Source organism: Erwinia billingiae Eb661 (assembly GCF_000196615.1).
In the GTDB taxonomy this organism is placed as follows: Bacteria; Pseudomonadota; Gammaproteobacteria; order Enterobacterales; family Enterobacteriaceae; genus Erwinia; species Erwinia billingiae.
The window spans coordinates 3,780,289-3,792,777 of record NC_014306.1 but is presented as its reverse complement, the minus strand read 5'-3'; the positions used below and the strand labels follow the sequence as shown (position 1 = coordinate 3,792,777).

The window sequence follows — 12,489 nt, the reverse complement described above, 5'->3', positions numbered from 1 at the left end:
ATGGAAGGCTGGCAGCGCGCATTCGTCCTGCATGGACGTCCCTATAGCGAAACCAGCCTTCTGCTCGACCTGTTTTCTGAGAATTACGGCCGTATTCGGGTGCTGGCCAAAGGCGCCCGAGGCAAACGTTCCAGCCTGAAAGGGGCACTACAACCTTTCACTCCCTTACTGGTCCGTTGGGGCGGGCGCGGCGAAGTTAAAACGCTTCGTGGCGCTGAGCCCATCTCCCTTGCTTTGCCTCTTTCTGGTCTGACGCTCTACTGCGGCCTGTACGTTAACGAGCTGCTGTCACGGGTACTGGAGCAGGAAACCGCGTTTACCGAACTCTTCTTCGATTATCTCTATTGTCTTCAGGCACTGGCTGCGGTCACTGGCTCACCCGAACCGGCACTCCGGCGCTTTGAGCTGGCCATGCTGGGTCACCTGGGCTATGGCGTTGACTTCATGCATTGCGCCGGCAGCGGGGAAGAAGTGGCCGATGGAATGACCTATACCTATCGCGCGGAGAAAGGCTTTATCGCCAGCCTGGTGATGGGCAATAACACCTTTACCGGTCGTCAACTGCGCGCGCTGGAAGAGCGGTCATTCCCGGATATCGATACCTTACGGGCGGCGAAACGCTTTACCCGCATCGCACTGAAGCCCTATCTCGGCGGAAAGCCACTCAAAAGCCAGGAGTTGTTCCGTCAGTTTGTGCCGAAAAAACGCGCAGACGTGCTGCCGGACGAAGAGTAAAGCCATCAGGCCGTTCCGGTCAGCGTGCCGAACGTTGTACACTGCTTTCACTCATTGCAAAAATTCCGAGGATTGTCATGGCTGAGTTGTTGTTAGGCGTCAATATCGATCACGTTGCAACCGTGCGTAATGCGCGTGGCACAAACTATCCCGATCCGGTGCAGGCAGCATTCGTCTCCGAGCAGGCAGGTGCCGATGGCATCACCGTGCATCTGCGTGAGGATCGTCGCCACATTACCGATCGCGATGTGCGCATCCTGCGTCAGACCATCCAGACCCGCATGAATCTTGAAATGGCCGTCACCGATGAAATGGTGGATATCGCCTGCGAAATCAAACCGCATTTCTGCTGCCTGGTCCCCGAGAAGCGTGAAGAAGTGACCACCGAAGGCGGTCTGGACGTAGCCGGACAGCTGGAGAAAGTCACCTATGCGGTGACGCGTCTCGCTGAAGCCGGGATCCTGGTGTCGCTGTTTATCGATGCGGATCATCGCCAGATTGATGCCGCTATGGCATCCGGCGCGCCGTACATTGAAATTCATACCGGTGCCTATGCGGAAGCCGAAGAAGGGCGCGAGCGTCACGCAGAATTTATCCGCATCAAAGATGCTGCAGCCTATGCCGCAGGCAAAGGGCTGAAGGTCAATGCGGGTCACGGTCTGACCTATCACAACGTCCAGCCTATCGCCGCGCTGCCGCAGATGCATGAACTGAACATCGGCCACGCGATCATCGGCCGTGCTGTGATGAGTGGGCTGGCGGACGCGGTTAAAGAGATGAAAGCGCTGATGCGGGAAGCGCGTCGCTAATGGCTATTCTGGGCCTCGGCACCGATATCGTGGAGATCGCACGCATTGAAGGGGTGATTTCCCGTTCCGGCGACCGGCTGGCAAAACGCGTGCTGAGTGACAATGAGTGGGCGCAATACCAGGCTCATCAGCAGCCGGTGCGTTTTCTGGCCAAGCGCTTTGCGGTAAAAGAGGCGGCAGCAAAAGCCTTTGGCACCGGGATCCGTGGTGGCCTGGCGTTCAACCAGTTTGAAGTGTACAACGACGAATTGGGTAAGCCGGGACTGCGTTTCTTCCTGCAGGCGCAGGAAGTGGCGAAAAAGCTGGGCGTGGCGCATGTCCACGTCACGCTGGCTGACGAAAGGCATTACGCCTGCGCGACGGTCATTATTGAAAACTGATCAACAACCCGGGTTGAGCACAGCTTGCCCGGCTGCTTCCTTTATCCCCCGTGATGCAACACCACAAATTTCTCCCACAGCAGCTCATTGCTTTCACGATGCGCGGGATCGGTGATGATGGTATTCACGATTGGGCAAACTTGCTGGCAGGTTGGCGTGTCGTAATGACCCACGCACTCGGTACAGCGATCGGCATCAATCTGGTAGATGCTGTCACCCATCGAAATGGCCTGATTGGGGCATTCCGGCTCGCACATGTCACAGTTAATGCATTTTTTTGTGATAAGCAGCGCCATAAGTCTCTCAATCAGTAACAGGATAAAGTGCGTGGGTATTATACGCCGCTGATGTTATCAGACCAGCTTTTTCACCAGCGCTTCGCTATGGCGGATATGGCTGGAGGCTCTTTCGGGATCGCGCTGTACTAGCGCCATAAACAGCAGGTCGGTCAGCGTCAGCTGGGCGGTGGTTGAAGAGATGGCGGCGCTGCGGGTGGTTTGTTCTTCCGCCACCGTATACAGGCAATGCGTCGCGCACTGTTGCAAGGTATTCGGCGTGAAGCCGGTAAAGGCCAGCACATTGGCGCCTGCCCGCTGCGCTTCCTGCGCGGCCAGGTTAATCTCGCGCCGTTCGCCGGTATAAGAGATTGCTAACAGCAGATCGCCGGGATTCAACGCCTGCACGCTGGCCAGCAGCGCATGCATATCCTGTTCTGCCACCGCGTTAATGCCGATTTTCATCAGCTTCCAGGAGAAGTCCTTCGCCACCAGGCCGGAAGCCCCAATACCTACCAACACAATGCGGTTGGCGCTGCGGATCAGCCGCAGCGTCTCCAGCAGCATCTCTTCACTGTTGATATCAAGGGTGGCGCGGATCGCCGACTGCTTTTCCGTCAGCAACTTCTCGCCGACCAGTTTTAGCGGGTCATCGCTGAGAATCAGGTTGTGCACGGTGATGGCATCTTTATCTGCCAGCGATTCGCTGAGCGCCAGCTTCAGTGCGGGGAAACCTTTATATCCGAGCTTTTGAGCAAACTTCACCACGCTCGACTGGCTGACACCCGACTCCTCCGCCAGCTTCTGCGAGCTGAGATGACGTGCACGATCCGGCTGCGACAGCAGAAAATCGGCCAGACGCCGTTCGTTCATGGCCAGGGACGGATACAGCTGGCGAATACGCAGCAGGGAACTCATCGGTCTACCTCTAAATAAAAATGCCAACAGCTTGAATTCTATGGACAGATAATAGCTTGCTGTACGATAAGCGGTAAGTTTATCGGCACATTTATCACAATCCATGATTAAAATTAGGTAATTTCTGTTTTGCAGTGAATATAATATTCAAAATTTACTCTATTTTTAAGAATTAAAAATTCATAAGTGAGGAAACATGGATCTTGGCGCACTGGTTTCAGAAACGCGTAACCCAGAGACGATGGATTTGGACAACCTGTCCACGCTTGAGATGGTCACAAAGTTTAATCAACAGGATGCCACCGTGGCCGAGGCGGTGCGGCTGACCTTACCGGACGTGGCCAAAGCGGTGGATGCTGCGGCGGCGTCGTTATCGGCGGGCGGCCGGCTGATTTATCTGGGTGCCGGCACCAGCGGGCGTCTGGGCGTGTTGGATGCGTCTGAATGCCCGCCAACCTTTGGCGTCCCGCACGGTGTGGTGGTCGGACTGATTGCCGGCGGCCCGGGTGCGTTGCTGAAAGCGGTTGAAGGTGCGGAAGATAATGCGCAGCTGGGCGTCAGCGATCTGCAGGCGCTGGAGCTAAAGCCGCAAGATATGGTGGTCGGCATTGCCGCTTCCGGCCGCACACCATATGTGATTGGCGCACTGCGTTACGCCCGCCAGCTGGGCTGCCATACCGCAGCGGTCTCCTGCAATCCCGCGTCACCGATCGCCCATGAAGCCGAAATTGCCATTTCCCCGGTGGTGGGCCCGGAAGCCCTGACCGGATCGACGCGTCTGAAATCGGGCACCGCGCAGAAGCTGGTGCTCAACATGATTTCAACCGGCGCGATGGTGCGAATTGGCAAGGTTTACCAGAACCTGATGGTTGACATGCAGGCGACCAACATCAAGCTGGTGGATCGCGCCTGTCGCATGGTGTGTCAGGCCACCGGCTGCTCAGCCGAAGAGGCGGAAACGGCCCTGAAACAAACCCAGTACGAGGTAAAAACCGCCATTCTGATGGTGCTGAGCGGCCTCGCGGCTGACCAGGCCAAAAGTTTGTTAACCAGGCATAAAGGGTTCCTGCGCGCAGCGCTTCAGGACAGGGGATAGGCGATGGATAAGGCGATGACGCTGGCTGGCCACCTGTTGCAGGGGATCGGCGGGGAGGAGAACATCACCCGGCTGGAAAACTGCATGACAAGAGTACGTATTGAAGTGAATGACGATGCGCGTCTGGATCTAACCCGACTACGTCAGCTCGACGGCGTGAAGGGATACGTCAAGCAGGGAAGCCAGCATCAGTTCATCGTCGGGCCGGGTGCCGCGGCCAAGGTGGTGGAGGCGATGCGCAGTCTGATGGCTTCCGCGCCGTCTCAACCGCAGGCGATCGATCGGACCAAAGCTCAGGTGAAGCAAAAGTACAAAGCGCCGATGAGCGACGCATTGCGCCAGTTGGCCAACGTTTTTATCCCGCTTATTCCGGCATTCATCGCCTCCGGCTTGATAACCGGCATCATCAACATTGTTAAACGCCCGGATATCATCGGGGATTTTGCCACTCATTATCCCAATTTGTTAGGTCTGGCGGCGATTTTCGGCAGCACCATTTTCACCATCATGAACATTCTGGTAGGGGTCAATACCGCCAGGGTGTTTGGCGGTTCGATCGCCCTCGGCGGAGTGATGGCGGGGATCCTTTCCAGTCCGGCGCTGGCGCAAATCAGTTTGTTTGGTGAAAATCTGCAACCCGGCCGGGGTGGGGTCATTGCCGTGCTGCTGGTGGTTGTGCTGATGTGCTGGATTGAAAAAAAGCTGCGGCAGTGGCTGCCAGAAGCACTGGAGCTGATCCTTAACCCACTTCTGACTACACTTATCACGGCAACGCTGGCGATTATGGCATTACAGCCGCTTGGCGGGATCATGTCAGATGCGATTGCGCACGGCGCAACCCTGGCCATCGATCGCGGTGGCATCCTGGTCGGCGCGCTACTGGCGGGCACGTTCCTGCCGTTGGTGTTAACCGGTTTGCATCAGGGCATGGTGCCGATTCATGTCGAGCTGGTTCAGGCGCATGGCTACAACGCGCTGCTGCCAATTCTGGCAATGGCCGGGGTAGGGCAAGTGGGCGCTTCACTGGCGGTATTGCTGAAAACCCGCAATGCGCGACTGAAAAAGCTGGTGAAGGGGGCGCTTCCGGTGGGGATTTTGGGTATTGGCGAGCCGTTGATCTTCGGCGTCACGCTGCCTTTAGGCCGGCCATTTATTGCCGCCTGTCTGGGCGGTGCGGTCGGCGGCGCGGTGATCAGCTATGCCAAGGTGGCGACGGTGATTACTTTTGGTATTTCGGGTCTGCCGCTGGCGCTCACTATCATCTCTGGTAAGGTAATGCTCTATCTCGCAGGGTGGCTTGCCGCGGTAGTCTGCGGTTTTCTCTTTGCCTGGTTTATGGGATTCAATGACCCTGAGGAGTAATTTTTGATAACTGGTCAGGAACGACGCGTGGTGTTTTTTGATTTAGACGGCACGCTGCATCAGCAGGATATGTTCGGCACCTTTATGCGCTATTTACTGAAGCGCCAGCCGTTGAACCTGCTATTGGTGGTGCCGTTGCTGCCGGTGATTGGCGCCGGTTTACTGATAAAGGGACGGGCGGCACGCTGGCCGATGAGCCTGCTGCTGTGGTCGATCACCTTTGGCCATAGCGAGGAAAGCCTGACGGCGAAGGAAAATGCCTTTGCGCAGTGGTTCCGTCAGCGCGTCACGGCCTTCCCGGTGGTTCAGCAACGGCTGACGGACTATCTGAACAGCTCGGATGCGGACGTCTGGTTAATCACCGGTTCACCGCAACGGCTGGTGGAGCAGGTCTATTTTGACTCGGCTTTCCTGCCGAAGGTAAAGCTGATCGCCAGCCAGATGAGCCGCGGTTTCGGTGGCCGGGTGCTGTCGATGCGCTGCCTGGGGCATGAAAAAGTGGCCCGGCTGGAAGAGAAGATCGGCACGCCGTTGCAGCTGTACAGCGGCTACAGCGACAGTAAGCAGGATAACCCGCTGCTGTTCTTCTGCCAGCACCGCTGGCGCGTCACGCCGCAGGGCGAGCTGCAACAGCTTGAGTAAAACAGGTATACTGTGCCGCGTTTTTTAGCTGGAGACTCAGGTGAGCGACAAAGTAAGCGATGAATTCTGGATGCGCCATGCTCTGATGCTGGCGCGTCGTGCCTGGGAAGAGGGTGAAGTGCCGGTCGGTGCGGTGTTGGTACAGGGCGATAAGGCGATTGGCGAAGGCTGGAACCGCCCGATCGGCCACCATGATCCCACTGCGCATGCCGAGATTATGGCGCTGCGTCAGGGTGGGAAAGTGCTGGAAAACTACCGGCTGCTGGACACCACGCTGTACGTCACGCTGGAGCCTTGCGTGATGTGCGCCGGGGCGATGGTGCATGGACGGATCGGCAGGCTGGTGTTTGGCGCAAGGGATGAGAAAACCGGCGCAGCAGGATCGCTGATCGACGTGTTGGGCCACGCAGGCATGAACCATCAGGTTAAGGTGGAAGAGGGGATGCTGGCGGAAGAGTGCGCGGGCATGCTGAGTGATTTCTTCCGTCACCGTCGCGCAGAAAAAAAGGCACTGCGCCTGCAACAACGCGAGCAGGCTGCCGAAGACGACCAGTGAGTTGCGGTCTGTTGCCCCTGAATGCCGTTAGTTCAGCGCAATTTTAGGGGCCACAGCCGGATAGCCTTCCCCCATCTCGGCTTCATAAGCCGCCTGCTGTGCCAGCTTCCGCTCCTGATCCTGCAAATAGCCCACCAGGCTTATCTGATACAGCCGGATGTTTTCCACGTAGTTATAGGCTTCCTGACCACGGGCATAGCCATAGTTGGTCTGACTGTAATAGCGTTTCTGGCTCAGCATCGGCAAACGCAGCTTCACATCTGCCCAGCTATCCGGATTTCCCTTCTGTTTTTCCGTTAGCTTACGGGCATCCAGCATATGGGCATAACCCATGTTATAGGCCGCCAGAGCAAACCAAATCTTCTCATCGTCTGGGATGGTTTGCGGCACTTTTTCCATCATTCGCACCAGATATTCACTGCCGCCACGGATGCTTTGCTCGGGATCGGTGCGGTCACTGACGTTCAGACTTTCAGCCGTGTTGCGGGTCAGCATCATCATCCCGCGCACGCCGGTCGGGGAGGTTGCCTGAGGATTCCAGTGCGACTCCTGATAGGAAATCGCCGCCAGTAAACGCCAATCGATCTCGCTGGCATACTTTTCAAACAGCGGGCGAATATCCGGCAGCGTGCCATCAATGGCGCGCAGGAAGGTGCGGGTATCGACATAATCGAAGGTCCCCACGTGGCCGAGGTACTTCTCATCCAGACGGGCCATCGCGCCTTCTTCACCCATCTGATTAAAGTAGTCGAGCATCGCCGCATTCAGGCTGTCGTCCTGATCGCGCTGCATATACCAGGTAATCGGCTCTTCATCGGTAATATCAAAGGCGACCGCCAGCTGCGGATGGATGCGCTGGAGCAGGGCGATCGACACGGAATCCCCCACCGTGTAATCCAGTTTGCCATCGGCCACCGCTTCCAGCAGGGTGTTCGGGCTCTGATCGGTCGAAATCGCCCAATCCAGATCGGGATACTGATTCTGCTTAATGCCGCGCAGGGTGGAAAGGTAGGCCGAGTCGGAAGCGACGGTCAGTCGGCCATGCAGCTCACCGAGGTTTTTTGGGCGTGGCTTACCCATCCGGTAAACCAGTTGCTGGGATACGGAGTAATAAGTGGGGCCAGTACGAAAGCGCGATTGACGTTCGCCGCTGTAAATTAAGCCTGCGGCCAGCACGTCAGCTTTATCATCTTCCAGGTCGTCAAACAGGTCACTGAGGTTTTGCCGGACGGTGATCTGCAGCTTCACGCCAAGATAATCAGCGAAGCGTTTCGCCAGCTCATAGTCCATTCCGGCTGGGGCTTTATTAATGGTGTAGTAAGTCAGCGGGGAAGTTAACGTGCTCACACGCAAAACTCCCCGTGATTTTATCTGCTCTATCTGGTCCTGTTGACCCCCGTACCAGGGGATCGATGGCCACAGTGCCAACGCAAGCAGCACGGTAACCAGGCCGATGAAAAGATAATTAATTTTCAGGCGTTTCAAATGGTTATCTCTCGATTGCTCTCAGGTTCTGTCTGTAACGGCAGTATTTGATGTCTATAATGGTTCCTGAGCGTGGGGCATTTTGCGCAACTCGGTGCCCCTGCGCAACTGAATTCAACCTGAATTGTGTGAATTTCAGCCAATTCCTTGGTGCGATTTATTCTGCGCAAACGGTTTCGTAACCGGTGGGGATTCTCTATAATACCGCCCGCTTTCCCTGTTGCGCCCAAAGAAGCGTCGCCCGGCGCTTCGAAGACGAGAGATCTTTGATGATGGAAATTCTGCGTGGTTCGCCCGCTCTGTCGGCATTTCGTATTACTAAATTGCTGGCCCGCTTTCAGGACGCTCACCTGCCGGTGAGTGACATTTACGCTGAGTACGTCCATTTTGCTGACGTCAGCACGCCTCTGGCCGCTGATGAAAAAGCCCGTTTACAGCGCCTGCTGAAGTACGGTCCCTCTCTCGCGGAACATACGCCGGAAGGGCGCCTGATTCTGGTGACACCACGTCCGGGAACCATTTCGCCGTGGTCGTCTAAAGCGACCGACATCGCGCACAACTGCGATCTGCCTCAGGTGCTTCGTCTGGAGCGCGGTCTGGCTTTCTATGTTAAGGCCCCACAGCTGACCGACGCCCAGTGGTCGTTGCTGGCTGCGCTGCTGCATGACCGCATGATGGAAGTGGTCCTCAGCGATTTGAACCAGGCTGAACAACTGTTTGCTCATCACCAGCCTGCTCCGCTGCAAAGCGTCGACGTGCTGGGTGAAGGCCGTGACGCGCTGGATAAAGCCAACCGTAAGCTGGGTCTGGCACTGGCCGATGATGAAATCGACTACCTGCTGGCGGCCTTTGAAAAACTCGGGCGCAACCCGAACGACATCGAGCTGTATATGTTTGCCCAGGCGAACTCCGAGCACTGTCGTCATAAAATCTTCAACGCCGACTGGATTATCGACGGCGAGCAGCAGCCAAAATCGCTGTTCAAGATGATCAAAAACACCATGGAGAAGACCCCGGACCACGTGCTGTCTGCCTATAAAGACAACGCCGCGGTGATGGAAGGTTCTCAGGTGGGCCGTTTCTATGCGGACGCAGAAAAAGGGCAGTACGACTTCCATCAGGAAGAAGCGCACATTCTGATGAAGGTCGAAACCCATAACCACCCGACGGCGATTTCGCCATGGCCGGGTGCGGCAACCGGTTCAGGCGGTGAAATCCGTGATGAAGGCGCAACCGGACGTGGCGCGAAACCGAAAGCGGGTCTGGTTGGCTTCTCGGTTTCTAACCTGCGTATCCCAGGTTTTGAACAGCCGTGGGAAGAAGACTTCGGCAAACCTGACCGTATCGTCACCGCGCTGGATATCATGACCGAAGGCCCACTGGGCGGCGCGGCATTCAACAACGAATTTGGTCGTCCTGCGCTGAATGGCTACTTCCGTACCTATGAAGAGCAGGTCAACAGCCATAACGGCGTGGAGTTGCGCGGTTACCACAAGCCGATCATGCTGGCTGGCGGTATTGGCAACATCCGTGCTGACCACGTGCAGAAAGGCGAAATCACCGTCGGTGCCAAGCTGATCGTGCTGGGTGGCCCGGCGATGAACATTGGTTTGGGCGGCGGTGCAGCCTCTTCCATGGCTTCCGGCCAGTCTGATGCCGATCTGGATTTTGCTTCGGTACAGCGCGACAACCCAGAAATGGAACGTCGTTGCCAGGAAGTGATCGACCGCTGCTGGCAGCTGGGTGAAGACAACCCGATTCTGTTTATCCACGACGTGGGTGCAGGCGGTCTTTCTAACGCGATGCCTGAACTGGTCAGCGACGGCGAGCGCGGCGGTCGCTTCAACCTGCGTGACATTCTTAACGACGAACCGGGTATGACCCCGCTGGAAGTCTGGTGTAACGAGTCCCAGGAACGCTACGTGATGGCGGTTGCGCCAGAGAAGCTGGAACTGTTTGCCGAACTTTGTAAGCGTGAACGTGCGCCATTCGCGGTGATTGGCGAAGCCACCGAAGAGATGCATCTGTCTCTGGAAGACAGCCACTTCGATAACAAGCCTATCGATATGCCGCTGGACGTGCTGCTGGGTAAAACCCCGAAAATGACCCGCGATGTCACCACGCTGAAAGCGCAGGGTGAGCCGCTGATCCGCGACAGCATAACGGTTGCGGATGCGGTAAACCGTGTTCTGCACCTGCCTGCGGTCGCTGAGAAGACCTTTCTGGTGACCATTGGCGACCGTTCGGTGACCGGTATGGTTGCGCGCGATCAGATGGTCGGTCCATGGCAGATCCCGGTGGCGAACTGTGCGGTGACCACGGCCAGCCTCGACAGCTACTACGGTGAAGCGATGGCGCTGGGCGAACGTGCGCCGGTTGCCCTGCTGGACTTTGCCGCATCCGGCCGTCTGGCGGTGGGTGAAGCGTTGACCAACATTGCCGCCACGCAGATTGGTTCGCTGAAGCGCATCAAGCTTTCGGCTAACTGGATGGCCGCAGCCGGTCACCCGGGCGAAGATGCCGGTTTATATGAAGCGGTGAAAGCGGTTGGCGAAGAACTTTGTCCGGCGCTGGGCATTACTATCCCGGTGGGCAAAGACTCCATGTCGATGAAGACCCGCTGGCAGCATGGCACCGAACAGCGTGAAATGACCTCACCAATGTCGCTGGTGATCACCGCGTTTGCCCGCGTGGAAGACGTGCGCCGCACCGTAACGCCTCAGCTGCAGCCGCAGCAGGATAACGCGCTGCTGTTAATCGACCTCGGCAAAGGCATCAATGCGCTGGGCGCCACGGCGCTGTCACAGGTTTATCGTCAGCTGGGCGACAAGCCGGCAGACGTGCGTGACGTGCAGCAGCTGGCAGGCTTCTTCAACGCCATGCAGGTGCTGGTGGCGGATGGCAAACTGCTGGCTTACCACGACCGTTCAGACGGTGGTTTGCTGGTCACGCTGGCTGAAATGGCCTTTACCGGTCACTGCGGTGTTGAAGCGGATATCGCTGCGCTGGGTAACGATTCACTGGCCGCGTTGTTCAACGAAGAGCTGGGTGCCGTGATTCAGGTGGCTGCGGCAGACCGTGCTCAGGTTGAGCAGGTGTTTGCTCAACACGGTCTGGCTGACTGTGTGCATGTCCTTGGCAAGGCCGTTCAGGGCGATCGTTTCGTGATCACCTCTGGCGACTCTGCGGTGTACAGCGAAAGCCGCACCACGCTGCGTACCTGGTGGGCAGAAACCACCTGGCAGATGCAGCGTCTGCGTGATAACCCGGCCTGTGCCGATCAGGAACACGACGCCAAGAAAAACGACCAGGATCCAGGCCTGAACGTGGCGCTGACCTTTAAGCCAGAAGAAGATATCGCCGCGCCATACATCGCAACCGGTGCGCGTCCGAAAGTTGCCGTGCTGCGTGAGCAGGGCGTTAACTCCCACGTTGAAATGGCGGCCGCGTTCCACCGCGCTGGTTTTGATGCGGTTGACGTGCACATGAGTGACCTGCTGGCAGGACGCCGTGGTCTGGAAGCGTTCCAGACGCTGGTGGCCTGTGGCGGCTTCTCTTATGGTGACGTGCTGGGCGCAGGCGAAGGTTGGGCGAAGTCGATTTTGTTCAACTCCCGCGTGCGTGATGAGTTCGAAACCTTCTTCCACCGTCCGCAAACGCTGGCGCTGGGCGTCTGTAACGGGTGTCAGATGATGTCCAACCTGCGCGAACTGGTGCCGGGAAGCGAAGCCTGGCCGCGCTTTGTGCGCAACCAGTCCGAGCGCTTTGAAGCCCGTTTCAGCCTGGTGGAAGTGGCGGCAAGCCCATCACTGATGCTGGAAGGCATGGTGGGTTCGCGTATGCCAATTGCGGTATCGCACGGTGAAGGCTTCGTGGAAGTGCGTGATGATGCGCATCTGGCGACGCTGGAGCACAAAGGTCTGGTGGCATTACGCTTCGTTGACCACTTCGGTAAGGTGACTCAGCAGTACCCGGCGAACCCTAACGGTTCACCAAACGGTATTACCGCGGTGACCAACGAAAGCGGTCGCGTGACCATCATGATGCCGCACCCGGAACGTGTGTTCCGTACGGTGAGCAACTCATGGCACCCGGAAGAGTGGGGCGAAGACAGCCCGTGGATGCGGATCTTCCGTAACGCGCGCAAACAACTCGGCTAAGTCGGGTTTACAGGGCAACCCTCCGGGGTTGCCCTTTTACGTTCTGCCCACCTGTTGCAAAATTGCGACAG

At 57.3% G+C, this 12,489-nt stretch carries 11 protein-coding genes; 8 read left to right on the top strand and 3 right to left on the bottom strand.

Going from position 1 to position 12,489, the window contains the following annotated elements:
• The 3 genes from recO (at position 1) to acpS (ending at position 1,924) form a co-directional block, all read left to right on the top strand.
• Positions 1 to 735, top strand: coding sequence for a DNA repair protein RecO (gene recO, locus EBC_RS18740; RefSeq protein ID WP_013203426.1), 735 nt, complete (start codon positions 1 to 3; stop codon positions 733 to 735).
• A gap of 77 nt (positions 736 to 812) precedes the next feature.
• On the top strand, positions 813 to 1,544 hold the full coding sequence (gene pdxJ / locus EBC_RS18735; RefSeq protein WP_013203425.1) for a pyridoxine 5'-phosphate synthase: 732 nt from the start codon (positions 813 to 815) through the stop codon (positions 1,542 to 1,544).
• The gene (gene acpS, locus EBC_RS18730) at positions 1,544 to 1,924 is read left to right on the top strand and encodes a holo-ACP synthase (protein WP_013203424.1); all 381 of its coding nucleotides are present in this window, start codon (positions 1,544 to 1,546) and stop codon (positions 1,922 to 1,924) included. Before pdxJ ends, acpS begins: the two co-directional genes overlap by 1 nt.
• Before the next feature lie 41 nt (positions 1,925 to 1,965).
• On the opposite strand, the gene EBC_RS18725 is transcribed toward acpS, so the two are convergent.
• Positions 1,966 to 2,220: a YfhL family 4Fe-4S dicluster ferredoxin gene (locus EBC_RS18725; protein WP_013203423.1), complete on the bottom strand. Its 255-nt coding sequence runs from the start codon at positions 2,218 to 2,220 to the stop codon at positions 1,966 to 1,968.
• 57 nt (positions 2,221 to 2,277) lie between these two features.
• On the bottom strand, positions 2,278 to 3,117 hold the full coding sequence (locus EBC_RS18720) for a MurR/RpiR family transcriptional regulator (protein WP_013203422.1): 840 nt from the start codon (positions 3,115 to 3,117) through the stop codon (positions 2,278 to 2,280).
• 196 nt (positions 3,118 to 3,313) lie between these two features.
• Between EBC_RS18720 and murQ the strand changes: the two genes are divergently transcribed.
• From murQ to tadA, 4 genes are read left to right on the top strand one after another with little or no spacing between them, the layout of a single operon-like run.
• Positions 3,314 to 4,213 (top strand): N-acetylmuramic acid 6-phosphate etherase, encoded by a 900-nt coding sequence (gene murQ, locus EBC_RS18715; RefSeq protein WP_013203421.1) that lies wholly within the window; start codon positions 3,314 to 3,316, stop codon positions 4,211 to 4,213.
• Between the two features lie 3 nt (positions 4,214 to 4,216).
• Positions 4,217 to 5,575, top strand: a complete 1,359-nt coding sequence (locus EBC_RS18710) for a PTS transporter subunit EIIC (protein WP_013203420.1) — start codon at positions 4,217 to 4,219, stop codon at positions 5,573 to 5,575.
• A gap of 3 nt (positions 5,576 to 5,578) precedes the next feature.
• A complete protein-coding gene (yfhb, locus tag EBC_RS18705) occupies positions 5,579 to 6,217 on the top strand; it encodes a phosphatidylglycerophosphatase C (protein WP_041692099.1) in 639 nt (212 codons plus the stop codon).
• 40 nt (positions 6,218 to 6,257) lie between these two features.
• On the top strand, positions 6,258 to 6,773 hold the full coding sequence (gene tadA, locus EBC_RS18700) for a tRNA adenosine(34) deaminase TadA (protein ID WP_013203418.1): 516 nt from the start codon (positions 6,258 to 6,260) through the stop codon (positions 6,771 to 6,773).
• A 27-nt stretch (positions 6,774 to 6,800) separates the two neighbouring features.
• Here the strand turns inward: tadA and mltF are convergent, their stop codons facing one another.
• Entirely contained in the window at positions 6,801 to 8,258 is a 1,458-nt protein-coding gene (gene mltF, locus EBC_RS18695; protein ID WP_013203417.1) for a membrane-bound lytic murein transglycosylase MltF, read from the bottom strand.
• A 269-nt stretch (positions 8,259 to 8,527) separates the two neighbouring features.
• Here mltF and purL point away from each other — a divergent pair, with 269 nt between their 5' ends.
• Complete coding sequence (gene purL, locus EBC_RS18690) at positions 8,528 to 12,418, top strand: phosphoribosylformylglycinamidine synthase (RefSeq protein WP_013203416.1); 3,891 nt, start codon at positions 8,528 to 8,530, stop codon at positions 12,416 to 12,418.
• The last annotated feature ends 71 nt before the right edge of the window (positions 12,419 to 12,489 follow it).